The 25,258-nt window shown below is 71.8% G+C and carries 19 protein-coding genes and 1 riboswitch; of the genes, 7 read left to right on the forward strand and 12 right to left on the reverse strand.

The annotated features are described in order from the left end of the window. Nucleotides 1-166: 166 nt before the first annotated feature. The 5 genes from ACFQZ6_RS14730 to ACFQZ6_RS14750 form a co-directional block, all read right to left on the reverse strand. Nucleotides 167-856 (reverse strand): transglycosylase family protein, encoded by a 690-nt coding sequence (locus ACFQZ6_RS14730; protein ID WP_381608575.1) that lies wholly within the window; start codon nt 854-856, stop codon nt 167-169. Between the two features lie 3 nt (nt 857-859). After that, a riboswitch (cyclic di-AMP (ydaO/yuaA leader) is annotated at nt 860-1,042 on the reverse strand. A 182-nt stretch (nt 1,043-1,224) separates the two neighbouring features. Beyond that, nucleotides 1,225-2,241 carry a transglycosylase family protein gene (locus ACFQZ6_RS14735; protein ID WP_381608578.1) on the reverse strand — a complete coding sequence of 339 codons (1,017 nt, stop codon included), beginning with the start codon at nt 2,239-2,241 and terminating at the stop codon, nt 1,225-1,227. Between the two features lie 164 nt (nt 2,242-2,405). Continuing rightward, entirely contained in the window at nt 2,406-3,740 is a 1,335-nt protein-coding gene (locus ACFQZ6_RS14740) for a cytochrome P450 family protein (RefSeq protein ID WP_381608581.1), read from the reverse strand. Nucleotides 3,741-3,800: 60 nt separating this feature from the next. Beyond that, nucleotides 3,801-4,784 carry a nucleoside triphosphate pyrophosphohydrolase gene (locus ACFQZ6_RS14745; RefSeq protein ID WP_381608584.1) on the reverse strand — a complete coding sequence of 328 codons (984 nt, stop codon included), beginning with the start codon at nt 4,782-4,784 and terminating at the stop codon, nt 3,801-3,803. Nucleotides 4,785-4,944: 160 nt separating this feature from the next. Then, the gene (locus ACFQZ6_RS14750) at nt 4,945-5,595 is read right to left on the reverse strand and encodes a SurA N-terminal domain-containing protein (RefSeq protein ID WP_381608586.1); all 651 of its coding nucleotides are present in this window, start codon (nt 5,593-5,595) and stop codon (nt 4,945-4,947) included. 418 nt (nt 5,596-6,013) lie between these two features. Between ACFQZ6_RS14750 and ACFQZ6_RS14755 the strand changes: the two genes are divergently transcribed. Further along, entirely contained in the window at nt 6,014-7,309 is a 1,296-nt protein-coding gene (locus ACFQZ6_RS14755; protein WP_381608589.1) for a DUF3500 domain-containing protein, read from the forward strand. Nucleotides 7,310-7,325: 16 nt separating this feature from the next. On the opposite strand, the gene ACFQZ6_RS14760 is transcribed toward ACFQZ6_RS14755, so the two are convergent. The 3 genes from ACFQZ6_RS14760 to ACFQZ6_RS14770 form a co-directional block, all read right to left on the reverse strand. Beyond that, a complete protein-coding gene (locus tag ACFQZ6_RS14760) occupies nt 7,326-8,819 on the reverse strand; it encodes a protein kinase domain-containing protein (protein ID WP_381618315.1) in 1,494 nt (497 codons plus the stop codon). 38 nt (nt 8,820-8,857) lie between these two features. Further along, on the reverse strand, nt 8,858-9,484 hold the full coding sequence (locus tag ACFQZ6_RS14765; RefSeq protein ID WP_381608593.1) for a hypothetical protein: 627 nt from the start codon (nt 9,482-9,484) through the stop codon (nt 8,858-8,860). 162 nt (nt 9,485-9,646) lie between these two features. Next, on the reverse strand, nt 9,647-11,764 hold the full coding sequence (locus tag ACFQZ6_RS14770) for an N-6 DNA methylase (protein ID WP_381608596.1): 2,118 nt from the start codon (nt 11,762-11,764) through the stop codon (nt 9,647-9,649). 207 nt (nt 11,765-11,971) lie between these two features. Here ACFQZ6_RS14770 and ACFQZ6_RS14775 point away from each other — a divergent pair, with 207 nt between their 5' ends. Together ACFQZ6_RS14775 and ACFQZ6_RS14780 are read left to right on the forward strand one after the other, a co-directional pair. Continuing rightward, complete coding sequence (locus ACFQZ6_RS14775) at nt 11,972-12,703, forward strand: hypothetical protein (protein ID WP_381608599.1); 732 nt, start codon at nt 11,972-11,974, stop codon at nt 12,701-12,703. A gap of 44 nt (nt 12,704-12,747) precedes the next feature. After that, nucleotides 12,748-13,575 (forward strand): hypothetical protein, encoded by an 828-nt coding sequence (locus ACFQZ6_RS14780; protein ID WP_381608601.1) that lies wholly within the window; start codon nt 12,748-12,750, stop codon nt 13,573-13,575. A 65-nt stretch (nt 13,576-13,640) separates the two neighbouring features. Here the strand turns inward: ACFQZ6_RS14780 and ACFQZ6_RS14785 are convergent, their stop codons facing one another. After that, nucleotides 13,641-14,357, reverse strand: coding sequence for an HNH endonuclease family protein (locus tag ACFQZ6_RS14785; protein ID WP_381618318.1), 717 nt, complete (start codon nt 14,355-14,357; stop codon nt 13,641-13,643). A 175-nt stretch (nt 14,358-14,532) separates the two neighbouring features. On the opposite strand from ACFQZ6_RS14785, the gene ACFQZ6_RS14790 reads away from it, so the two are divergent. Beyond that, nucleotides 14,533-14,718 (forward strand): antitoxin, encoded by a 186-nt coding sequence (locus ACFQZ6_RS14790; protein ID WP_381608604.1) that lies wholly within the window; start codon nt 14,533-14,535, stop codon nt 14,716-14,718. A gap of 123 nt (nt 14,719-14,841) precedes the next feature. Here ACFQZ6_RS14790 and mfd read toward each other — a convergent pair whose 3' ends face one another. The 3 genes from mfd to ACFQZ6_RS14805 form a co-directional block, all read right to left on the reverse strand. Next, entirely contained in the window at nt 14,842-18,375 is a 3,534-nt protein-coding gene (gene mfd / locus ACFQZ6_RS14795; RefSeq protein ID WP_381608607.1) for a transcription-repair coupling factor, read from the reverse strand. A gap of 306 nt (nt 18,376-18,681) precedes the next feature. After that, nucleotides 18,682-21,264 carry an ABC transporter permease gene (locus ACFQZ6_RS14800; protein WP_381608612.1) on the reverse strand — a complete coding sequence of 861 codons (2,583 nt, stop codon included), beginning with the start codon at nt 21,262-21,264 and terminating at the stop codon, nt 18,682-18,684. Further along, complete coding sequence (locus ACFQZ6_RS14805; protein ID WP_381608615.1) at nt 21,261-22,049, reverse strand: ABC transporter ATP-binding protein; 789 nt, start codon at nt 22,047-22,049, stop codon at nt 21,261-21,263. The genes ACFQZ6_RS14800 and ACFQZ6_RS14805 overlap by 4 nt, the downstream gene beginning before the upstream one ends. 415 nt (nt 22,050-22,464) lie before the next feature. Here ACFQZ6_RS14805 and ACFQZ6_RS14810 point away from each other — a divergent pair, with 415 nt between their 5' ends. From ACFQZ6_RS14810 to ACFQZ6_RS14820, 3 genes are all read left to right on the forward strand, one after another. After that, a complete protein-coding gene (locus tag ACFQZ6_RS14810; RefSeq protein WP_381608618.1) occupies nt 22,465-24,042 on the forward strand; it encodes an MFS transporter in 1,578 nt (525 codons plus the stop codon). 128 nt (nt 24,043-24,170) lie between these two features. Beyond that, nucleotides 24,171-24,323 (forward strand): hypothetical protein, encoded by a 153-nt coding sequence (locus ACFQZ6_RS14815; RefSeq protein WP_381608621.1) that lies wholly within the window; start codon nt 24,171-24,173, stop codon nt 24,321-24,323. A 9-nt stretch (nt 24,324-24,332) separates the two neighbouring features. Then, on the forward strand, nt 24,333-25,097 hold the full coding sequence (locus tag ACFQZ6_RS14820; RefSeq protein WP_381608624.1) for a DUF2637 domain-containing protein: 765 nt from the start codon (nt 24,333-24,335) through the stop codon (nt 25,095-25,097). The last annotated feature ends 161 nt before the right edge of the window (nt 25,098-25,258 follow it).

Consider the following 25,258-nt stretch of genomic DNA (forward strand, 5'->3'; position numbering starts at 1 on the left):
ACGGAACAAAGAGCGGACCGGACGGTTACGGGAAGGGAACCGGACGGCTACCGGAAGCGGGCGTGAAACACCCCGCCCCGGCGCGTACGGGGGGACACGCGCCGGGGCGGGGGGTCTGTACGGCCACGGGACCGCTACGGGCCTACGTGACTGGACCGCTACGGGCCTACTTGAGGTTCAGTTGCTGGCCCGGGTAGATCAGGTCGGCGTCCTGGACGATGTCGTCGTTCAGCTTGAACAGCTTCGCCCAGCCGCCCTTGACGTCGTGCTCCGCGGCGATCGTGCTGAGCGTGTCGCCCTTGACGACCTTGTACTCGCCGTCGCCCTTCTTGACCTTCTTGCCGGTCGGGGGGGTGACGGTCTGCTTCGCGGCCGGGCGCTCGGCGGAGCGGGAGGTGCTCGGCTGCTCGGTCTCGCGGGTGGTGGTGTCGGTGGCCCCGGCGCCGGAGCCGGTGTCCGTGGCGCCGCCGCCGTTGTACGCGGCGCTGGACAGGCCCGTGCCGCAGACCGGCCAGGCGCCCTTGCCCTGGCCCGCGAGGACCTTCTCGGCGATCTGTATCTGCTGGGCCTTGCTGGCCTGGTCGGCGGTGGCGGCGTACTGCGTGCCGCCGTACGCGGCCCAGGTGGAGGCCGAGAACTGGAGGCCGCCGTAGTAACCGTTGCCGGTGTTGATGGACCAGTTGCCGCCGGACTCGCACTGGGCGACGGCGTCCCACTCGGACGCGGTGGCGGCGGAGGCGCTGCCAGCGGCCATCAGCGGGGCGGCGACGGCCGCGGCCCCGGTGACGCCGACGACGGCGATGGCGCGGACGGTCTTGGACGGACGGCGGTGCTTGCCCTTGCCGGAAAACAGCATGGATGATCCCCTCACCGACGCCTGCGAGGTGAGCTGTCGGGTTCGGGCCGGTTGAGTTGCCCGGCCACACCTCTCTTTACGAGAGGCGCGGCTTCACCCCTAGCCGGTTCGGCGGTGAGTTTCCTCAACCGCCGGTTCCGGCGCCTACCTTGGGTCCCCCGCTCCTGCCTGCGGCGCTTGACGCGACGACTGTTCCCGGGCGGCCACTGGCAGGATTCGGCGTTGCGGCGGCCGGGGCTCGTGTTGGCGAGCGGTCATGACCGTAGACACGCGATCCGCGGAATTTCAAAGACGATCAGGGCTTCTGAGACTCATCCCACACTTCCACTGAACCGGACATTACGTGCGAAGTGCGCCCTTAACTCCCGCTACTTTCCGCCCGTTTCGACCCCTACTTCCAGGGTCTGACCGGGAAGGATGAGGTCCGGGTCGGCTCCTACGGCGTCCTCGTTGGCCTCGTAGAGCGCGCACCATCCGCCCTTGAGGTCAAGGGAGTCGGCGATATAGGTCAGATTGTCCCCGGGCTGGACGGTGTAGGAGCCGTCGGCGGCGGTGGAGGACTCGGTGGCGGCGTCGCGGGAGGCGTCACGGGACGCGTGGCGGCCGGAGGATGCGGCGCGGGCGCCCTCGGCGGGGTCCTCGTCGGCGCTGTCGCCGCGGTGACGGCCGCCGCCGGTGCTGGCGTCCGAGGAGTCGCCACCCTGGAGGGAACTGTCGGAGTCGTCGCTCCTCGTGGTGGCGGAGGGGGAGTTGTGGGGGGCGACGGAGTCCGCGTCGGAGGTCGATCCGGAGGGCGTGTCGGCGTCCGGGTCGGAGTCGGAGGTCGCGTCGGAATCGTCCGCGTCGGTGGACTTGTCGGACTTGGGCGACTTGTCCGTACTCTTACCGCTGCCGTCCGTGTCCTCTGACCTGGAGTCAGCGGAGTCGGAGGACCCGGTGGAGTCGCCGGACGACGCGGAGGGCGCCGGGGAGTCCGCCGCGAGCCCCGTGTCGACGTTGGCGGAACCGGCGTCCTTCGACAGTCCGGAGAGCAGCCCGCAGGCGGGCCAGGCACCGGGGCCCTGGTCGGCGAGTATCCGCTCGGCGACGGCTATCTGCTGCGAGCGGCTGGCGAGGTCGGCACTGGCCGCGTAGTCGAGACCGCCGTACGACTCCCAGTCGTCCTGCGAGATCTGGAGGCCGCCGTAGTAGCCGTTGCCGTTGTCCGCGCTCCAGGAGCCGCCGCTCTCGCACTCGGCCACCTGGTCCCACACGGTGCCGTCGGCGGCGCTGGCGCCGGATGCGCCGAGCAGCGGGATGGCGATGGCGGAACCGGTGACTCCGGCGGCGACGAGGAGGGCCGGAGCCTGGCGGGGGCGACGGTGACGACCGTTCCCGGAGAGCATGTCGGGACCTTTCGCAAGACAGCGGTGACCAGCGCGGCGCATGGTGCTGCTGCGTCGCGTTGATGGGTGAACGTATCGGCAGACGATCACTTGTCACAAGTTAATGCCGCGCAGATCACGTGAAGATCACAGAGTTGAGCGCGTGTCACCTTTGCGCCGAGGTGTCAACTTTGCTCCGGAGAACGCTCCGCCCCTTCCGGCTGAAGGGGCGTGAACTCCACGGGCAGGGTGCGCAGTCCACGCATGATGAGCCCGCCGCGCCACCTCAACTCCGCTGGTTCCACGGCGAGTCGGAGGTCCGGGAGCCGGGTGAGGAGGGTGCCGAGCGCGGACTGTCCTTCGAGGCGGGCGAGCGGGGCGCCGAGGCAGTAGTGAATACCGTGGCCGTAGCCGAGGTGCTGATTGTCACTCCGGGACAGGTCGAGCGTGTCCGGATCGGCGAACCGCTCCGGGTCCCGGTCGGCGGCGGCGAGGACGACGAGGACCGGGTCGCCCGCGGCGATGTCCTGCCCGCCGAGGGTGAGGGGCCCGGTGGCGAACCGCCAGGTGGCGAGTTCCACGGGGCCGTCGAAGCGGAGGAGTTCCTCGACGCCGGTGGCGAGCAGGTCGCGCTCCCCGGCGGCCAGGGAACGCTGGAGGCGGGCGCGCTGCTCGGGGTGGGTGAGCAGGGCGAGGGCGCCGTTGCCGATGAGGTTGACGGTCGTCTCGAATCCGGCGAACAGCAGGATGAAGGCCATCGCCGCCGCCTCGTTCTCGGTGAGGTGCTCACCGTGGTCGGAGGCGCGGATGAGCCCGGAGATCAGGTCCTCGCCGGGGGTGGGCTCGGCGGGCAGCGCCTCCCGCTTGCGGTGGATCAGCTCGGAGAGGTAGCCCCGCATCATCTTCACCGACCGCGCGACGCCGCCCCGCGGCCCGCCCTGGTGCCGGATCATCATGCCCGCCCAGTCGCGGAAGTCGTCCTGGTCCTCGCGGGGGACGCCGAGCAGGTCGCAGATGGCGTAGATGGGCAGCGGGAAGGCGAACTCATGGATGAGGTCCGCGCTCCCCCGCCCGGCGAACCGCCCGATGAGGTCATCGGTCAGCTCCTGCACCCGCGGCGCGAACTCCGCCACCCGGCGCGGTGTGAACGCCTTGCTGACCAGCCGCCGCAGCCGCGTGTGATCCGGCGGATCGATGTTCAGCAGATGCGTCATCAACTCGGCCTTGCGCTCGCCGGGAATGCCCGTCTTCCCCTTGGCGTGCGCGGGCTCGTCGTGATGCGCGGGATTCTTACTGAGCCGCTGATCCGCCAAGGCCTGCCGGGCGTCCCCGTACCGCGTGACCAACCACGCCCCCACCCCACTCGGCAACCGCGTCCACCGCACCGGCGCGTTCTCCCGCAACCAGGCGTAGGCGGGATAGGGATTGGCGGCGAACTCCCAGGTGAAGAGGTCGGGGGCGGGAGCGGGGGTGGCGGGGGCGGGAGCGGGGGCGTCGTGCGGGGCACTCTGGTCGGTCACCCTCTGACGGTAGCCGTCCCGTGGGGGCTTCCCCCTCCCCTCCCCTCCCTCCCTCAGCCCTCAGCCCTCCGCTTCCCTGATCGCGTCCCGGTAGGCGCGGGCCGCCGCGCGGAGGGTGGATTCTGGGTCGATGCCCTCGCGTTCGGCCTGGGCGGCCAGGGCGAGGAGGGTGTAGCCGATGCCCTCGCCCTCGGGGAGGGGGATGTCCAGGGACGCGGTGCGGGCGCGGGAGGCGAGTTTCGCGGCGAGGGCCAGGGCGGGCTGGTGGAGGGGGATGCCCTCGGTGATGGAGGTGCGCTGTTTCTCGACCGCCTTGGTGCGCAGCCAGTGCTCCTTGACCTCCTCCGGCGTGGTGGCCGTCTCGTCGCCGAAGACGTGCGGGTGGCGGTGGATGAGCTTGGTGACGAGGGTGGCCGCCACGTCGTCGATGGAGAACGGCGCCTCCGCGTCGTCCTCGGCTATGCGGGCGTGGAAGACGACCTGGAGCAGGACGTCGCCCAGTTCCTCGCGGAGTTCGTCGCGGTCGCCGTCCTCGATGGCCTCGACCAGCTCGTACGCCTCCTCGATGCCGTACTTGGCCAGGCCCTTGTGGGTCTGCTGGGAGGACCAGGGGCACTCGGCGCGGATGCGGTCCATGACCTGGACCAGGTCGAGGAGGCGGGCGCCGGGCAGGTCGTAGGAGGCGGGGAGCAGTTCCAGGTCGGGCATCCGGACGCGGCCGGAGCCCGCGAGCCGGGCCAGGCCGTCCGTCAGGGCGGGCTCGCCCTCGCCGGTGGCGACGACGACCACCGTGCGGCCTCCGGCGCAGGCGTCGACGAGTTCCTCGGCGGTGGGCGCCGCCTCCAAGACGGTGATCCCGGCCTCGCGCAGATAGGGCACCTGCGGGTGTGCCCCGTCCGCGCACAGCACCTGGTCGGCGGCGTGCAGCGCCTGCCAGGCGGGCCAGGACAGCAGGCCGGGTGCGACCCGGTGGCTGGTGGTGAGCAGGACGACACGGCCGGGGTCGGCGGCCTCGGTGACGGCTGCGGGGCTGATTGCGTTCACGATCCGAACGTAACCCACCCCGCCGACCGGCTCCTCCAGTTATCCACAGCCGCAGGCGATCATCGGATTATCCGCTCTATCTGCCTCGACTCGGCCGCCCGACCTCCGCTTCGGCTCGGCCTCCCGACCTCCCCTGACGCCCGCCCGACCGCCGCCCCTCCTACGCGGGCCGCTCCGGCTGCGTCGCCGCCGTCACCTCGCGGACCCACGGCGTCTTCGCGTCCACCCGGCTGACCTTCTCCACGTCCCAGGAGCCGTAGCGCGGGTTGAGGTCGACGTTCAGTTGCCTGGACGCCTCCGAGAGGGTCTTCCAGAACGCGGGCTGGCTGGTGTCCGTGCCCAGGCTCGCGGCGAGCTTCTGGGCCTCCAACTGGAGCCGCAGGTTCTCGTCGAGGCGCTCCGGGGCGACACCGTACTGCTGGAGCCACGCCGTCTCCAGCGCCTCCGCGCCGCCGACCTGCTGTTCCAGGCCCGAGCGCATGTCCTGGACCTCCTTGCGGCTGACGGTGATGCCCGCGTCCCGCGCGGCGCGGTGCAGCACCTTGTCCAGGACCATGCCGTGCAGCGTGTCCCGGGCCAGACCGCCGCTGCCCGCGATGGCCTGCGCGTACTGCGCGTCGTCGCGGATCGCCGCGCGCTGCGCCGAGCGCACCTCGTCGACCCGGTCCTCCAGTTGCGCGACGGTGATCCGCTGGCCGCCGACGACCGCCGCCGCGCCCGGATGCGCGTCGTTTCCGCAGGCGGTGAGCAGGGGGGCCGCGGCGGCGAGCGCGGCGGTGAGGACGAGCGCGGTGCGACGGCGGCGGTGCAAGGAGACCTCCAGGGGAGATTGTGCGGCGGTGCACAAAGTCTTGCGATGATCGATGGTAGGCAGCCGGGAAGCTCTGGCCAACCCATTGGACCAACGATTCATCAGGAGTTACGGCACCGGCCCTTGCCCGGCCGCGGCGCCAGCCCCGGCCCCGGACCCGGCGCCAGCCTTGGCCCGGGCCCCGGCGCCAGTCCCGGCCCGGGGCCCCGGCCTCAGTCCCGGCCCGAGCCCCCCGCGAGCCCTCCCGCGCTGATTCCTAGCGCACGCACAGCTTCTTGCCATGCTCCTGCTAATTGTTGACGAAATCTTCGACACCGTGAATGACATCACTCCAGACACCAGCCCAGGCGCCAGTCCGGACTCCACCCACGGACACAGGCCGCGCACCCACGGAGCCCACCGCTCACGCCGGTGGTTCATGAACAAGGCCCTGCTCGCGGGCGGCGTCTCCGCCGTCGCGGTCATGGGCGGTTACGCCGCCGTGTCAGCCGGGGCGGAGGAGGCCAGCACCGCCGACGCCACCGCCAGCGCGGCCCCGTCCGGACCGCCCGCGGGCGGCGGCTTCGGTCAGACGGTCGCCTACGACGACTTCGTCGGGGTCACCACGGACGGCACCGTCGTCGAGGACCTGTACGCCATCCACTCCACCGGCGTCTCCACCACCCCGGTGGTCCGCGCCGCCCAGTCCTTCGTCGACGCGCTCACCGACGAGCAGAAGTCGGCCACCCTCTTCGACATCGACGCCGACCAGTGGCTCGACTGGACCAACGTCGACTCCAACGACCGCGAGGGCGTCGCCCTGCGCGACCTGACCGAGAAGCAGTACGCGCTCGCCATGAAGCTGCTCAAGGCCGCCCTGTCGGCGCGCGGCCTGAAGCAGGCGGACGGCATCCGCCAGATCAACCACTTCCTCGGCGAGTACAGCGGCGACACCTCCAAGGCGCTCAACAAGGACGCCTACTGGTTCACCGTGATGGGCACGCCGTCCGCGAAGGACCCCTGGGGCTTCCAGTTCGAGGGCCACCACCTGATCGTCAACTACTTCGTCCTGGGCGACCAGGTCGTGATGACCCCGAACTTCGTCGGCTCCGAACCCACGAAGATCACCTACGGCGGCGTCTCCTACGACCTCTTCCGGGAGGAGACCGCCGCGGGCTTGAAGATGCTGCGCTCGCTCAGCTCCACCCAGCTCGCCACCGCCCTCTCCACCGACGCCAAGGGCGGCGAGGACATGGCCGCCGGGGCGGGCCAGGACAACGCGGTGATCCCGTACAAGGGCCTCAAGGGCTCCGCACTCAACCGCCGTCAGCAGCAACTGCTCCTCGACCTCGTCGAGGTCTACGTCGGCCGGATGGACGAGGGCCACGCGCGCGTGCGGATGCGCGAGTTGGAGAAGCACCTGGACGACACGTACTTCCACTGGGTCGGCGCGTACGAGGACGACTCGGCCTTCTACTACCGCGTCCACAGCCCCGTCATCCTCATCGAGTACGACGCCCAGTCCCCACACGCCTACCACGAGGGCGAGGACGGCAGCACGGCCACCGCCGCCGCCACCGCGTCCCCCACCGCTCCCGCGAGCCCGGGTGCCGGTGGGCCGGGCGGCCCCCAGGGCGACCCCACCCAGCAGCACATCCACACCATCGTCCGCACCCCCAACGGCAACGACTACGGCGTGGACCTCCTCAAGCTCCACCTGGAGAACGACCACTGACCCCGCGCGGGGGCGGCTAACGCACCTGCCCGAGCCAGTGCAGCGTCCTGCGGACCTCCGCCGCCAGCGGGTGTCCGGGGCCCCGCGTCCGCTCCACGTCGTGCAGCAGCCGCACCAGCGTGTCGTGCGCCGCCGCCCGGTCACCGAGCGCCAGCAGCAGGTGCCCGATGCGGCGGCGCACGTCGTGGGCCAGCTCGGGGTCACCGGAGACGTACTGGTTCTCGTAGTACGGCAGCAGTTCCCGGTACCCGGCGAGCGCCGCCGCCGGTTCCCCGAGCTGCTCCAGGCACTGGGCGGCCTCGTAGCGGAACCGCAGGGACTGCGGGTCGGACGGCCCGGCCTCGGCGGCGCGTTCGTCGGCGAGGCGGCGCAGTTCGGGCAGCGCGCGCCGGTACTGGCCGTCGTCCATCAGCGTGGCGGCGTACTGCTTGCGCAGGGTGCGCACCACCGGGGAGTGCTCGCCGTGCTGTTCGGCCGCGGCGGGCAGGATCGCGCCGAGGATGTCCACGGCCTGCGTGATACGGCCCTCCCCCAGCAGCCGCTTCACCTCGTCGACCGCCCGCGCGACGTCCGGCTTCTCCGCCTTCTCGGCGGCCGACGGCACCGGCGGCGCGGGCTGCGGCGCCGGGGTGCGCGCCCGGTCCGGCCAGGGGGCGTGCGGGCGCAGGAACGGGCGGGTGGGGTCCAGCGGCGCCCCCGTCGGCATCCCGCGCGCGGGCAGCATCGGTGCCAGTTCCTCGTACACCTCCTGCGCGCTGCCGTGCCGGTGCTGCGGGTCCTTGGCGAGCAGCCGCAGCACCAGCGCCTCCAGCGCCTCCGGCACCTCGGGGCGCAGTCGGCGCACCGGCAGCGGCGGCTCGTACAGGTGCCGGTGGAGCACGCCGAGGGCCGTGGAGCCCGCGAACGGGACCTCGCCGCTGAGCAGTTCGTGCAGCAGCACCCCGAGCGCGTACAGGTCCGTGTACGGGCCCACCGCGCCGCCCATCGCCTGCTCCGGCGCCATGTAGGCGGGCGAGCCGATCGGGGAGCCGGTGTGCGTGAGGCGGGTGGTGTCGGTGTCCATGACGGAGGCCACGCCGAGGTCCAGCACGGTGACCGTGCCGTCCTGCTTCACCATCACGTTGCGCGGCTTGAGGTCCCGGTGCACGATCGGCACCGCGTGTACGGCGCTCAGGACGGCGCACAACTGCGCGGCGACCGCCACCGCCCACTGCCACGGGTACGGCTGGTGCTCGGCGAGGTGGTCGCCGAGGTCGGCCCCGTCGACGTACTGCATGACGAGGAACAGCTCCTCGCCCTCGCTGCCCGCGTCGTGCACCGTCACCAGGCCGGGGTGGTCGACCTGCGCGGTGACCCGGCACTCGCGCACGAAGCGGCGGCGCAGCTCCTCCGCCTCCTGTCCGGCCACCTTGTCGGGGCGCAGCAGCTTCACCGCCACGCGCCGGTCGAGGCGCCGGTCGTAGGCCGTCCAGACCTGGCCCATGCCGCCCTGGCCGATCAGCGTGGCCAGTTCGTAGCGCCCGGCGACGACACGTCCCGCCGCCACGGTCACCTTCCGCCCTCGTGCCCGCCGTCCTGCTGGCGCAGGTAGTCACTCAGTTCGTCCAGCTCGGCGCGCACCTGGTCGATGCGCGCGGGCGCGGGGCCGGGGTGCCGCGGGGGCGGGGTGGGTATCGGCGGGGGCGTGTGCGGGTGCTGTCCGACGGGCGGGGTGGACGGCGCGGGCGGCGTCTGCGGCAGCGTGGTGGCCGGGTACGGCGTCGGGGCCGGGGTCGGCTGCGGGAAGCCGTAGGACGCCACCGGGGCGGGCTGGGGGGCGTAACCGCCGTACCGGAGCTGGTGGAAGTGGCGTACGTCGGCCGCGAGGTAGTACGCGATGTCGGCCACCAGGGTGCCCAGCAGCAGGGCGAGGCCGAACCAGCCGCCCGGGGTGTGGATCTCGTCGCCGGGCTCGGAGCCGATCAGCACGAGGGCGACCACCTCCGCCACCAGGACGACGGCCAGCAGCACCCAGTCGTGGACCCGGCGGGTGACGATCGCGAGGCGGAGCTGCATCGCCCACGTCAGGAAGCCGAAGCTGAGGATCGCGAGCCCCACGAACAGCACACGCAGGAAGACCAGCAACGCCGTCGGGGGCGGCTGCTTCACCGGCTGCGTGTAGCCGAGGCCATGCATGACTGCTCCTGGGGTGCCTGAGGTGGGCCTGTGCGTCCGTCCGGGGTCCTGCGACGCCGGTCGTGCGATTGTCGGTTCGAGCGTATCGGTCGACACGGACAACCGGTCCTGGGTTGTACGGGTTGTACCGAACCGTTGTTCTCGGACGGGCCGCCGTGAGCGTCACCCAGGGGCGACCGTGCCGTCCGTCAGGCCGTCGTACATGCCGCGCACCAGTTGGTCGCCGAGCCGTCCCGCGTGCCGCAGCGCCCGTTCGAACTCGTCCAGGGCGCGGAACCGGGCGCCGTAGCGCCGCTGTTCGTCGAGCGGGAGGCGGGGCAGTTGGAGCCGCCGTACGTCGAGACGGGTGGCGGTGGACGCGTAGCTGCTGGCCTGGCGGTTGTTGGCGGTGCCGCGCAGGAACCCGGCGAGGAACCACGGGTCGAGGGCCGTGCCGTCGGGGCGCAGCAGCACCAGGCTGCGGCCGAGGACGGCGCCCGCGGTCGCCTCGTCGATCACGCGCGCGACCGCGCCCCCGCCGAGCACGGGCACGACGACGTCCCCGGCCTCCGTCAGCACGGCCTCCTCGTCGCTGGGCGGGAGCGTGCCGGACGGGGCGGTTCCGGCGAGGACGTCGGTGTCGGTGAGGACGGGCACGCGCGCGTGGCCGCCGTTTCCGCCGGTGCGCATCACCAGCGCGCCCCCGCGCGCGAGTTCGCCGACGGTGGTCAGCGGCCAGCGGGCGGGCCGGGCCGGGGCGGCGGGCGGCGGGGTGAGGTCGGCGGTCAGGCGCAGCGTCTCACCGAGCCGCTCGCGCACGTCGACGAGCGCCTCGGCGCCGTCGGCCTCGGTCGGCGGCGGCAGGTGCCGGGCCGGGGCGAGGTCGACGTCGTCGTCGAGGAGTTCGATGACCGGCACGGAGCGCGCCAGCCCCGGCCGTTCGGCCAGCGTGCCCGCCCGGTCGAAGTCCTGCCAGGCGTCGAGCACGGCCTCCCGCACCGCCCGCCAGTCCGGCCCGCCGCGGCCCTCGGTGGCGAACTGCCCCATGTCCGCGAGCAGCACCTCCGGCTGCGCGGGCGCCCGGTCGGGGCGGCGCAGCACCCACAGGTGCAGCGGGATGTTGTACGGCGGCGCCGCGCCGACCGGCAGCGCGACGACGGCCTTCAGCGCGCCGCGCCGCAGCAGGTCGGCGCGGATCCGGCGGCCGGAGCGGCGGGAGGCGGCGGCGGGCGGCATGAGCAGTACGGCGGTGCCGCCGTCCGCGAGCCGGGCCAGCGCGTGCTGCACCCAGGCCAGCTCGGACTCGGTGCGCGCCGGGAAGCCGTACTCCCAGCGGGGGTCGTAGGCGAGTTCGTCGTGCCCCCAGTTGCGCTCGTTGAACGGCGGGTGGCACAGCACGGCGTCGGCACGCAGCTCCGGGAAGGCGTCGGCGCGCAGGGTGTCACCGACGGCGGCGCGTACGGCGTCGGGGGGCGGGGTGTGCAGGGCGAGCCGGAACGCGGCGAGCGCGGCGAGGTCGGGGGCGCTGTCCTGCGCGTACAGCTCCTGCTCGGGGCGGCTGGCGGCGGCGCGCAGCAGGGCGCCGGTGCCGCAGGCGGGGTCGAGGACGGTACGGGCGGGACCGGCGAGCCGGGCCATCAGGGCGGCGAGTTCGGCGGGCGTGAGCGTGTACTGGCGGGGGTTGGCGTCGAGGTGCCGACCGAGCAGGAACTCGAAGGTCTGCCGGGCGCCCAGCTCGGCGGCGAGTTCGGCGACGCCGCGGAGGAGGGGGGTGGAGGGGAGGAGGTGGGGGCTGAGGGGGGTGGAGGGGAGGAGGTGGGGGCTGGTGGGGGTGTGAACGGCGTTCGGGGAGTTCACACCGCCACCGGCACCAACACCGGCGCTGGCACCGCCACCGCCACCAACACCGTTGAACCTGCCCGCGATCAGCGGCCCCAGCGCCCCCGGCAGCATCGCCGCGAGCCGCTCGTCCGAACCGGCGCTCACGTGCAGCCAGTCGGTGGGGCGGTCGTGGATCAGCAGCAGGGCGCACCCGGCGTGCAGCAGGGCGGTGACCGGGCCCTCGGGGTGTCCGGAGATCTGCTGCCAGACGCGTTCACGCAGCGGGACCTCGGCGAGTTTGCCCTGGCGGCGCAGCCAGTCCTCCACCTCCGTGAGCGCGAAGGACGGGCTGGTCTCGGTGCCGCCGACCGGCTTGGGGAAGTCGGCGTGACGGCGCCGCCAGTTGCTCACGGCGGCCCTGCCGACCCCGGCGAGCCGGGCGATCCCGGCCGCGGTCACCTCTGTCGCGTTGTCCTGCACCCGCCGCACTCCCCTCGTCCGCGCACCCGCCCGCTTCACATGTGACGCCGAGCTTACCGCCGTACACAAGACCCATCACTTCACGACTGTGCACCACCATGGACCCGAACCGTGTTGACTCGGTTCACAAGCTCTGCTGTTATTGACCCAGCGAACGAGCGATCCGTCGGAACGAGGCGGTCGCCGCTTTGGGGAGGGAAAACAGCCATGGGCATGAAGGCCAAGGTCGCGCTCGGCGTCGTCGTGAGCGCCGTCATCATCGGCGCCGTCTCGGCGAACGGCGGCGGCAGCGACTCCGGCGGCACCGGCGGCACCGACAGCTCGGCGAGTCGCGCGTCCGGCACCGACAAGGGCTCCTCCACGTCCGCCGACCGCAAGGAGGGCACCGAGGACAAGGCCGAGGACAAGAAGGAGGCCGCCGAGGAGAAGAAGGCCGCCTTCGACGGGGACGGCGACTTCCAGGTCGGCTCGGACATCCAGCCCGGCACCTACCGCACCAGCGGCAACGACGACGGCCTGTGCTACTGGGAGCGCGCCAAGGACGCCTCCGGCGAACTGGACTCCCTGCTGGCCAACGACAACGTGACCGGCACCTCGTACGTCACCGTCAAGGCCACCGACAAGCTCTTCAAGACGAGCGACTGCGCGGACTGGGAGGCCGTCGACCCCAAGGCGAAGGCCCAGGGAGGCTCGCCCGCGACGACGATGGCGGGCGACGGCGGCATGTTCCGGGTCGGCGCCGACATCGCGCCCGGCACCTACAAGTCCACCGGCAACACGGACGACATGTGCTACTGGGAGCGCGCCAAGGACGCCGAGCACTCGCTCGACTCGATCGTCGCCAACGACAACGTCTCCGGCTCGGCCGTCGTGACGATCGGCGCCTCCGACGCCTACTTCAAGACGACCGGCTGCCAGGACTGGAAGAAGACCGGCTGACCAGCCGCGCCCAGCCACACCCACACCACCACCAAGGAATCGCCATGCGCCGTACCCCGCTCACCCCGCTCACCCCGCTGACGAAGTTCACCGCCCTCTGCCTCACCGCCGCCGCCACCGTCGCGCTCACCGGCTGCGTGTCGGGCGACGACACGGCGGACGACAAGGCCGCCGGTAAGGGCGGCAAGGCCGACCGGTCCGCCGCCAGCCCCGCCAGCAAGTCGCCGGAACCCTTCCCCGACCTGACCGGCGGCGAGATCGCCGAACGGGCGCTGGACGCCACCGTCGGCGCCCAGTCCCTGCGCGTCACCGGCGACGTCCCGGACGAGTCGTCCGGGGGCACGATCCGCCTCGACATGGCGATGGACAAGGACGGCGAGTGCGCGGGCACCCTCGGCATGGACGGCGGCAAGGCCGACCTGATCAGGACCGGCGACACCGTCTACATGCGCTACGACGAGGGCTTCCTGCGCGCCCAGGGCGAGGGCGAGCCCCAGGCGGACACCGACGCGGCGGTGGCGCTGCTGGCGGGCAAGTGGACCAGCATGTCCGCGACCGGCGAGGACATGGACGAGATCACCGGCTTCTGCGACCTCGACACCCTCCTCGGCGGCGAGGAGCGGGTGCACTCGGACGCCACGCGCGGCAGGACGACGGAGGTCGACGGCACGCCCGCGATCGTGCTGGACGAGAAGGACGGCAAGGACCGGTACACGCTGTACGTCGCCACCGAGGGCGAGCCCTACCTGCTCCGCGTCGACAGCACCGGCGCCGACGACCCCGGCGCGCTGACCTTCTCCGACCACGACGAGCCGGTCCGGGCGGAGCGCCCCACGGGCGAGATCCTCGACCTGGACGACCTCGCGGGCTGACCGCCCCTGGCCCCGGCCGAACCGGCTTCTCGACCCAACCGGTCCCCAGCAGCCGCCCCGCCCCCTCAGTCGGCGTGGAAGCGCGGTGGCGCCGCGGTCGGGTTGCCGCCCGTGGGAAGGGTCTGGTCGGGACACCCCGACAGCACCCGCTTCATGGCGCCCTGCTCGGCGGACGTCACCCACAGCCCGTACTTCTTCTTCACGGCGACCTGGGCGGCGACGTACGTACACCGGTACGACTTGTTCGGCGGCAGCCAGGTCGCGGTGTCGCCGTCGCCCTTGGACCGGTTGGTGCCCGCGTCGACGGCGAGCAGGTTGAGGGGGTCGTTGGCGAAGGCGACGCGCTTGCTGGCATCCCAGCGGTGGGCGCCCTTCTGCCAGGCGTCGGAGAGGGCGACGACGTGGTCGACGTCCACCTGGCTGCGCCCGCGCACGAAGGTGACCTCCTTGCCGCTGTAGGGGTCGGGGTCCAGGACACCGGAGGCCACCTTGCAGTGGCCGTCGCTGAACTCCACGTCCTCCAGGTCGCGTTTGAGGATGTCGTCGCGGGTGTCGCAGTGGTTGGAGTCGGTGTCGGCCCACGGACTGCCGAACTTGTCCCGGTCGTACCCGGTCTTGGGCGCCCGCCCCTTCACGGTCAGCGACTCCGCGGCCGCGAGCGCCGGACCCCCGCCGCCCCCGCCGCCCCCGCCGCCTCGCGCGCCGCTGCCGCCGCCGGTACCGCCCGCGCCGGTCACGTCCTCCGTGCACCCGGTCGCGCCGAGCAGCACACCGGCCGTCATCACCGTGGCCACGACGGCCGTCCTCAGAACTGTCACCCTGTGCGTCCTCCCCTTACCGGCCCCGCTCCCTGCCACGGTAGCGAGCCAGAGGTCCAGACCATACAGGGCCTAAAGGCGCATCACGCACATACCCGGCGTATCGTCGGTTTTGAGCTACCTCCGGAAGGAGCCTTGGATGGGCATCTTCGACAAGTTCAAGAGCCACGGCCAGAACAAGGACAAGCAGAAGAAAATGTCCGACGCCGTGGAACGGCAGGTCAACCAGCGGACGGGCAACAAGTACGAGGACCAGGTCGACACCGCCCAGCAGCAGGCCGAGGGCAGGCTCGGCATGGACCGCGACCGGCCCGACCAGCAGTAGGCCGCCGACCCCACGGAGGTCAACGGACCGGAGCCGCCTAGGGAACCCTCCCTCGGGCGGCTTCCGCGACCCCGTCCACGAGCGACCCCGTCCACGAAACCCCGTACGACCGTCTACGGCCTTCTACGACCCCAGCACCGCCGCCAGGAACTCCCCCACCCAGCCCAGCAACTCCCGCCCCACCAACGGCTTGCCGCCGACCTTCGCCGTCTTCGGGCGGGGTACGAGGATCTGCCGCACGGCGGGCTTGATCACCGAACCGGGGTAGAGCCGCTTCAGGCGCAGTTCCTGCGACTCCCGCAACTCCACCGGCGCGAAGCGGATGTTGGTGCCCTGGAGGACGACCTCGCCCACGCCGCAGGCCCGCGCCAGCATCCGCAGCCCGGCCACCAGGAGCAGGTTCTCCACCGGCTCGGGCAGCTTGCCGTAGCGGTCGGTGAGTTCCTCGCGGACGGCGCGGATGTCGTCCTCGCTGTTGGCGGAGGCGATGGAGCGGTACGCCTGGAGGCGCAGGCGCTCGCCGGGGGCGTAGTCGTGCGGGACGTGCGCGTCGACCGGCAGCTCGATCTTGACCTCCAGCGGCGGCTCCTCCTCGATCTCCCCGGTTTCGAGCTGCCTGCGGTAGTCCGCGACCGCCTCGCCCACCATCCGTACGTAGAGGTCGAAGCCGACGCCCGCGATATGGCCGGACTGTTCGCCGCCGAGGAGGTTGCCCGCGCCGCGGATCTCCAGGTCCTTCATGGCGACGTACATACCGGCGCCCATCTCGGTGTGCTGGGCGATGGTCGCGAGCCGTTCGTGCGCGGTCTCCGTGAGGGGCTTCTCCGGCGGGTACAGGAAGTAGGCGTAGCCGCGCTCGCGGCCCCGGCCGACCCGGCCGCGGAGCTGGTGGAGCTGGGAGAGGCCGAAGTTGTCGCCGCGCTCGACGATCAGGGTGTTGGCGTTGGAGATGTCGATGCCGGACTCGACGATCGTCGTCGACACCAGCACGTCGAACTTCTTCTCCCAGAAGTCGACGACGACCTGCTCCAGCGCCGCCTCCGACATCTGGCCGTGCGCGGTGGCGATGCGCGCCTCGGGCACGATCTCCCGCAGCCGGGCCGCCGCCCGGTCGATGGACTCGACGCGGTTGTGGATGTAGAAGACCTGGCCCTCGCGGAGCAGTTCGCGGCGGATGGCCGCGCCGATCTGCCTCTCCTCGTACGGCCCGACGAAGGTGAGCACCGGGTGGCGCTCCTCCGGGGGCGTGGTGATGGTGGACATCTCGCGGATGCCGGTGACGGCCATCTCCAGGGTGCGCGGGATGGGCGTGGCGGACATGGTCAGGACGTCGACGTTGGCGCGGAGCTTCTTCAACTGCTCCTTGTGCTCGACGCCGAAGCGCTGCTCCTCGTCGACGATGACGAGCCCGAGGTCCTTGAACCTGGTCTCGGAGGAGAACAGCCGGTGGGTGCCGATGACGACGTCGACCGAGCCCTCGCGCAGGCCCTCCAGGACGGCCTTCGCCTCGGTGTCGGTCTGGAAGCGGGAGAGCGCCCGCACGTTGACCGGGAACTGCGCGTACCGCTCGCTGAAGGTGCCGAAGTGCTGCTGCACCAGCAGCGTCGTCGGGACGAGGACGGCGACCTGCTTGCCGTCCTGGACGGCCTTGAAGGCGGCGCGGACCGCGATCTCCGTCTTGCCGTAGCCGACGTCGCCGCAGATCAGGCGGTCCATGGGGACCGTCTTCTCCATGTCCTCCTTGACCTCGGCGATGGTGGTGAGCTGGTCGGGCGTCTCCGCGTAGGGGAAGGCGTCCTCCAGTTCGCGCTGCCAGGGGGTGTCGGCGCCGAAGGCGTGGCCGGGGGCGGCCATGCGCGCGCTGTAGAGCTTGATGAGGTCGGCGGCGATCTCCTTGACGGCCTTCTTGGCCCGCGCCTTGGTCTTGGTCCAGTCGGCGCCGCCGAGCCGGTGCAGGGTGGGGGCCTCCCCGCCGACGTACTTGGTGATCTGCTCCAGTTGGTCGGTGGGGATGTAGAGCCGGTCGCCGGGCTGGCCGCGCTTGGCGGGGGCGTACTCCACGACGAGGTACTCACGCGTGGCGCCCTGCACCGTGCGCTGCACCATCTCGATGTAGCGGCCGACGCCGTGCTGCTCGTGGACGATGTAGTCGCCCGCCTCCAGGGTGAGCGGGTCGATGGTCTTGCGCCGCCGCACCGGCATCCGCGCGCCGTCCCGCCCGGCGGCCTTCTGGCCGGTCAGGTCGGTCTCGGTGAGCACCGCCAACTTCAGCGCGGGGTCGACGAACCCGACGTCGATGCAGCCGCAGGAGACGTGCACGACCGACGGGGAGATCTCCCCCAGGTCGATCTCCAGCCGGGCCGCGATACCCTCGCCGCCGAGCACCTCGGCGGTGCGGGCGGCCGGGCCGTGGCCCTCGGTGACGTACACCGTGCGCCAGCCGTCGGCGAGCCAGCCCTTGGTGTCGGCCAGCGCCCGCGCGGTGTCGCCGCGGTAGCTCTCGGGGGCGTGCATCCCCAGCTTGAGGGTGTCGGAGGACTCCTCCTCGTCGGCGGCGAACGGCGAGACGGACCACCACATCATGCCCAGCTCGCGCGCCCGGTCCCGGACGTCCGCGAGGGACCACAGCGAGGCCGCGCCCACGTCGATCGGCGCCTCACCGCCACCCGCGGTCGCCGCCCAGGACGCCGCGAGGAACTCCTGGCTGGTCGCGACCAGGTCGGCGGCGCGCGTGCGCACCCGCTCCGGGTCGCAGACGACGGACATGGCGCCCTTCGGCAGGACGTCGAGCAGCAGCTCCATGTCGTCGACGAGGACCGGGGCGAGGGACTCCATGCCCTCCACGGCGATGCCCTCGGCGATCTTGCCGAGCAGTTCGCCCAGCTCGGGGTGGGCCTCGGCCAGCTCACGCGCGCGGGCCCGCACACTGTCCGTCAGCAGCAGCTCCCGGCAGGGCGGCGCCCACAGCCCGTGCTCGGCGACCTCGAGGGAGCGCTGGTCGGCGACCTTGAAGTAGCGGATCTCCTCGACCTCGTCGCCCCAGAACTCCACCCGCAGGGGGTGTTCCTCGGTCGGCGGGAAGACGTCGAGGATGCCGCCGCGCACGGCGAACTCGCCCCGCTTCTCGACCAGCTCCACGCGCGCGTACGCCGCCGCCGCGAGGGCCCGCACGATCTCCTCCAGGTCGGCGCTCTCACCGCTCCTGAGCGCCACCGGCTCCAGCTCTCCGAGCCCCTTGACCTGCGGCTGGAGCACGGACCGTACCGGCGCGACGACGACGGAGACCGGGCCCGTCTCGGGGTCGTCGGCGCGCGGGTGGACGAGGCGGCGCAGGACGGCCAGGCGGCGTCCGACGGTGTCGCTGCGCGGGGAGAGCCGCTCGTGCGGCAGGGTCTCCCAGGACGGGTACTCCGCGACGCCGTCGGGCGGCAGCAGGGAGCGCAACGCGGCGGCGAGGTCCTCGGCCTCCCGGCCGGTCGCCGTCACGGCGAGCACCGGGCGGGAGGTCTCACGGGCCAGCGCGGCGATGGCGAAGGGGCGGGCGGCGGGCGGGCCGACCAGGTCGACGTTCATGCGGTTGCCGTCCGCAGCCGCCTTGATCGCTTCCGCGAGCGCGGCGTCCTTGACGACGGCGTCGAGCAGACCGTGCAGACTCATGGCGGGTTTTTCCGTCCTGACCTGGATCCTGGTGGGGCAACACGAAGGGCCCGGCGCGAAGCGCGGCCGGGGCTGTCCAGAGTACGACGCCCCGCTGACGCCCGCCGGACCTGTGGATGACCCCGCCCCTGTGGACAACGCCGTCACCCGTGAGTGACCTGGGAACGCCACCCGTATCCGCCCCGGAGGCACCACCCGGGAGCGGGCCACCGAAAACGCCCGGTGCCGGGAAGCTCCACGGCTCCCCGGCACCGGGCCCTGCCCCCGCGCCCCCGCAACCCCCGTGTGCGGTGGCGCGCGGGTCGGCTACTCCGTGGCGATCGCGTTGAGGACGTTCATCCGCCCCGCCCGGAACGCCGGGACCAGCGCCGCGAACAGCCCCACGAAGGCCGAGCCGATGAACACCCCGATGATCGTCGGCCACGGGATGTCGAGGACGTTCAGGCCCTCAAGGGCGAGCAGCTTCTGCGCGGTGGCGCCCCAGCCCATGCCGAGCCCGAGGCCGAGCAGCGCGCCGAAGAGGGCGATGACGACCGACTCCAGGCGGATCATCCGGCGCAGCTGCCGCCGCGACAGTCCGATGGCCCGCATCAGACCGATCTCCCGGGTCCGCTCGACCACCGACAGGGCGAGGGTGTTCACGACGCCCAGGACCGCCACGATGATCGCGAGGGCGAGCAGGCCGTAGATCATGTTCAGGAGCTGCCCGATCTGGTCCTTCAGGGCGTCCTTGTAGTCGGTCTGGTCGCGGACGGTGTACTGCGGGTAGTCGTCCAGGGCCGACTTCAGGGCGGTGTACGCGGCCTCTTCCTGGCCGTCCTTCGCCGAGGCGAAGACCAGCGTGTCCAGCGGCATCTTGTCGGCCGGCACGTACTTGGCGAGGGTGTCGATGGACATGTACTTGGAGCCCGCGTCGATCACACCGTCGCTGCTGGTGATCGCGCGGACCGTCAGCTCGGCGGTCGAGCCGCCCTCGAAGGTGACGGCGATCTTGGAGCCGAGGCTGATGCCGTGGTCCTCGGCGAACTCCTCGTGCACGGACATCGAGTCCGGCCGGTAGGCGTCGGCGAGGTCGCCCTGGACCGTCTCCACCCGCAGGTCCTGCGCGTAGGTCGGGTCGGCGGCGGTGATGTCGGTGTTCTTCAGCACCTTGCCGTCGGGCGTCTTGTAGTCGACCTTGTCGAGGTACTTGTACTCGGTGACGTGCTCCACCGCGTCCGAGTCCTTCACGGCCGCCACGGCCTGCGGGGTGATGAGCTGCCCGGAGTCGCTCTGGATGATGAAGTCGGTGCCGACGCTCTTGTCCAGCTCCTCCGTGGCGGAGGCGACCATCGAGGACCCGACCACCGACAGGCAGGCCACCAGCGCGAGCCCGATCATCAGCGCGGCGCCCGTGGCACCGGTGCGGCGCGGGTTGCGCAGCGCGTTGCGCTCGGCCATCCGCCCGACCGACCCGAACATCCTCAGCAGGACGGCGCTGAGGACCCGTACGACCCCGCCCGCGAGGAGCGGTCCGATGATGACGAACCCGATCAGGGAGAGCACCACACCGGCGCCCAGCCACAGCGAGCCCTCGCTCGCCTTGGTGGCGTCGGCGGCCAGGTAGAGGGCGAACGCGCCACCGCCGGTGAGCAGCAGCCCGAGCACGGCCCGTACGGCACCGGCCTTGGCGTCGGCCGGGGCGCCCGCGTCGCGCAGGGCGGCCATCGGGGAGACCTTGCCCGCGCGGCGGGCGGGCAGGTAGGCGGCGAGGACGGTGACGACGACGCCGAGCACCAGGCCGATCACCGGGGTGGTCCAGGCGATGGTGAGGTCGTCGGTGGACAGGTTCATGCCCATGGCACCCATGAGCTTCATCAGCCCGATGGCGAGCCCGACGCCCGCGCCGACGCCGAGCACCGAGCCGAACAGGCCGAGCAGCAGCGCCTCGAAGAGCACCGACCGGTTGACCTGCCGCCGCGAGGAGCCGATGGCCCGCATCAGGCCGATCTCGCGGGTGCGCTGGGCGACCAGCATGGAGAAGGTGTTGATGATCAGGAAGACGCCGACCAGGAAGGCGATCCCGGCGAAGCCGAGCATGGCGTACTTGATCACGCCCATGAAGCCCTGGACTTCCTCGGCGTTGGCGTCCGCGACCTCCTGGGCGGTCTGGACCTTGTAGCCGCCGTCGAGGGCCGCGGTGACGTTCTTCTTGAGCTGCGCGTCGCTGACGCCGGAGGCGGCGGTGACGTTGATGTTGGTGAAGACGTCCGGCTCACCGACGAGGGTCCGCTGGGCGGTCCTGGTGTCCAGGTAGAAGATCGCGGCACCGGGGTTGGTGACCTCGAAGGCGGCGATGCCGGAGACCTTGGCCTGGTGGGTGCCGACGACGGTGATGATGCCTATCTCGTCGCCGAGCTTGATGTGGTGCTTGTCGGCGGTGTCGGCGTCGACCATCACCTGGTCGGGGCCGCGCGGCGCGGCGCCCTCGGTGACGGTCATGGTGCGCGCCTCGTTGCGGTTCCAGTTGCCGACGATGGTCGGGGCGCCGCTGCTCGGGGAGAGGCTGTCCTTGTCGGCGTCGATGACGGTGACGGAGGTGGAGAAGACGGCGCCCTCGGCCGCCTTCACCCCGTCGACCTTGGTCACCTGGTCCAGGACGGACGCGGGCATGACAGGCGGTTTGCCGTTGTCGGAGGTCGTCTCGCCGGTGTCGGAGGAGCCCTTGGCGCTGACGGAGACGTCGGAGGAGGTGGCCTCGAAGAGCTTGTCGAACGTCTTCGTCATGGTGTCCGTGAAGACGAGCGTGCCGCAGACGAAGCCCACCGACAGCAGGACGGCGACGGCCGACAGGGCCATGCGTCCCTTGTGCGAGAAGAAGTTGCGCAGCGAGGTCTTGAGCACGGTCATGACGTGCGCCCCCGGGCGTCGAAGTCCTTCATGCGGTCGAGCACGGTCTCGGCGGTCGGCTTGAACATCTCGTCGACGATCCGCCCGTCCGCCAGGTACAGCACCCGGTCCGCGTACGAGGCGGCCACGGGGTCGTGGGTGACCATGACGATGGTCTGGCCCAGGTCGTCCACGGAGCGCCGCAGGAAGCCCAGGACCTCCGCGCCCGCGCGGGAGTCGAGGTTGCCGGTCGGCTCGTCACCGAAGATGATCTCCGGCCGGGCGGCCAGCGCCCGCGCGACGGCGACCCGCTGCTGCTGACCGCCGGAGAGCTGCGTCGGCCGGTGCTTCAGCCGCTCCGCGAGGCCGACCGTCTCGACGACCCGCGCGAGCCACTCCCTGTCCGGCTTGCGTCCGGCGATGTCCATGGGGAGCGTGATGTTCTCCAGCGCGTTCAGCGTCGGCAGCAGGTTGAACGCCTGGAAGATGAACCCGATGCGGTCGCGCCGCAGTTGGGTGAGCTTCTTGTCCTTCAGCCCGGTGATCTCGGTCTCGTCCAGGTAGATCTGACCGCTCGTCACGGTGTCGAGCCCGGCGAGGCAGTGCATGAGCGTGGACTTGCCGGAGCCCGAGGGGCCCATGATCGCGGTGAACTGCCCGCGTGCGATGTCCACGTCCACGTGGTCGAGGGCGACGACCCGGGTCTCACCGGACCCGTACGCCTTCACGACCTGCCGCGCCCGCGCGGCAACGGCCGTACGCCCTCCAGTACCCCCGTGCCTGGGAATGGTCACAGCCGATGTCACGGTATGTCTCCTATGTCGGTATGTAGCGGTATGCGAGCCCCACGGTGCCGGGCTCCCGAGGTTCTGCGGTACGTCCTGCGGTACGTCTCTGAGTCTGTCCGCCGGGAGGGGTCCGGCGCGCTGGTGCACGGCCCCCTCTTGTGCGGGGGAAAACCCCACCCCCGAAGCTGCGGCCCGTACGACCGGCCGCTCCCCCGCGGCGTAAAGCCAGGTTAAGGACTCCCCCGCCCCCGGCTCGTCCTCCGCCGGTACCAACCCTCCCCGAGACGTTGTACGGATCTCCCCCTAGGGGCCTCCACCCGCAGGCTGACCCCGCGTAGGGGTCGCCTCCCCCCACGGGCGCATCCACTCTCCACCCTCCCGCCACGTCAGGCTCAAGTGGCAAGGTGTCGAATGGCAGATAGGTGCAAGGGGCATGGGGACAGAGAGCGAGGAACCCGGGGTGGGCGACGCGGCGGGACGTACGACATCCAGCAAGCGGGGAGCGGTGGTCGCGGCGCTGATGCTGGCCATGGCGCTGGCGGCGCTGGACGCCACCATCGTCTCCACGGCCGTCCCGCAGATCGTCGGCGACCTGGGCGGCTTCTCGGTCTTCTCGTGGCTGTTCTCGGGCTATCTGCTCGCGGTGACCGTGACCCTGCCCGTGTACGGCAAGCTCTCGGACACCTTCGGCCGCAAGCCGGTGCTCGTCGTCGGCGCCACGGTCTTCCTCGTGGGCTCACTGCTGTGCGCGCTGGCCTGGAACATGTGGGCCCTGATCGCCTTCCGCGTCGTGCAGGGCCTGGGCGGCGGCGCCCTCCAGGGCACCGTGCAGACCCTCGCCGCCGACCTCTACCCCCTCGAACAGCGCCCGAAGATCCAGGCCCGGCTCTCCACGGTGTGGGCGGTGTCGGCGGTCGCGGGCCCGGCGGTGGGCGGGCTGCTCGCCGCGTACGCCGACTGGCGCTGGATCTTCCTGGTCAACCTGCCGATAGGCGCGGTGGCGCTCTGGCTGATCGTCCGTCATCTGCACGAGCCCGCGCGGGAGCAGGCGGCCACCCGGCCCCGCGTCGACTGGCCGGGCGCCCTGGCCGTCTTCGCCTGCGGCGGCGCGCTGCTCACGGCGCTGGTGCAGGGCGGGGTGGCGTGGCCGTGGCTGTCCGCCCCGTCCCTGGCGCTGCTCGGCACCGGGGCGGTCCTGGTGGCGGTGGTGGTGCTGGTCGAACGCCGGGCGGCGGAGCCGATCATCCCCGGCTGGGTCTGGCGCCGCCGTACGATCGCCGCGGTGAACCTCGCCCTGGGCGCGCTGGGCCTGCTGATGGTGGCGCCGACGGTGTTCCTGCCGACGTACGCGCAGTCGGTGCTGGGCCTCGCGCCCGTGGCCGCCGGTTTCGTGCTGTCGGTGTGGACGCTGAGCTGGCCGGTGTCGGCGGCGCTGAGCCAGCACGTGTACCGGCGGATCGGCTTCCGCGCCACGGCGATGCTCGGCATCGGCCTGGCGGCGCTCATCCTCCTGGCGTTCCCCTTCCTCCCCTACCCCGGCTCGGCCTGGCAGCCGACGTTGCTGATGCTCCTCCTCGGCGCCGCGCTGGACCTGTTCCAGCTCCCGCTGATCGTCGGGGTCCAGTCCACCGTCGGCTGGGCGGAACGCGGCACCGCCACCGGCTCCGTCCTGTTCTGCCGCCAGACCGGGCAGACGGTCGGCGCGGCGCTGTTCGGCGCCGTCGCCAACGGCGTCCTCGCCGCCCGCCTCGGCGGCGCGGGCGACCTCGACTCCGTGACCCGCGGCTACGACGCCGGGACGGCCGCCCCGGAACCGGTGCGGGGCGCGATCGCCGACGCCGTCCACGCCGTCTACCTGGGCGCGTCCTGCGCCGCCGCGCTGGCCTTCCTCGTCCTGCTCTTCCTCGCCCCGCGCCGCTTCCCGGTCCTCACCACCGCCCCCGACCCCGGCGTCGAGGACGGCACCCGACCGGCCGAGACCGGCCCGCAGAGCCGCCAGGACCTCCCATGAGGTGACCGTTCATTAGGTTTTTCGCACAGGGATATTTAGTCCCAATGGCCCTCGATCAAGTAATTATCGACGCTTCCATTCACTCGTTTGCGCCGCATCCGCCAGAGTGAGGCAACGTTAGTCGGTATATGAATGAGGCAACCGAGGACGGGCTGGCCGACCTGAGGGTGACCGAGTCCCTGCTGCCGGAATTCCTCGACGAGATGGCGGCGCTTGAGGCCGATCTCGCCCAGCGATGGCCCAGGTTCGAAAGCGGCTTCCGCCCGGCCCGCGCGGAATAGCCCGGCGTCATGCACGACGAAGAGACCACCTACGACCGGGTGCGCTCCATTCCCCTGGTGCCACCGGACGCGACCTGGGACCCGGCCGAGGAACTGGCCTGGATGCTCCAGGAGGCCATGGCCGACCAGCCGCCCCCGGTCATCCCCGCGCCCCGCGACGAGGAATCGGTCACCGCGCCCACCGCGGGTACCCCCCTGAGCAATCTCCAGGAAATCACCGCGGAACTCCCCCCGCTGAAAAGGGCGGCACGAAGTCACCGCAGGGTCAGGGAACGCAGGAACCGCGGGGCGCTCCGCTCGATCAGTTTCCTCGCCGCGGCGCTCGCGGCGGTTATCGCGTCCGCGGTGAGTTTCCTGAGCGGAATGGTCGCCAGCGACCCGCTGCGCGCGGTGGCGGCGGCGCGTACGCACGGCGGCATCGTCGCCTGGTGGCCGCTGCTGGTGTACGGCCCCTGGCTGGTCGCGGCGCTCTCCATCCTCCGCGCGGCCCTGCACCGCCGCCGGGCCGGGCACTCGTGGTGCATGGTCGTCCTCTTCTCGGCGATCGCGGTCTTCCTCTGCGTCATCCAGGCACCGCACACGTTCCTCGACAGCACGGCGGCCGCCCTCCCGGGCCTCGCCGCCCTGGCCTGCCTCCAGCAGGCGGTCCGCCAGATCACCCTCACCCGCACCCCCCGCCGCTCGACACCCCGGCACCGGCAGGGACAGCAACCGGACGCACCAGCGCCGGAGAGCGACGGGAAGGCGAGCGGTCGCCGGAACCCAAAAGTCTGAGTTAACGCGGGTAACACCCCAGGTCAGCGGCGCGGCAGCAGTTCAGGGGCCTACCGACCAATCAGTTTGACGAAACCCTCGCGTTCGGGTGTACGGACGAGTAACGTGCGTGCCCCGCACCACACCCCCCACTCCCTGCGGTCCCTCAGGGACCTGAGCCG

The sequence above is a fragment of the Streptomyces flavalbus genome (assembly GCF_042674625.1).
Lineage (GTDB): Bacteria > Actinomycetota > Actinomycetes > Streptomycetales > Streptomycetaceae > Streptomyces > Streptomyces flavalbus.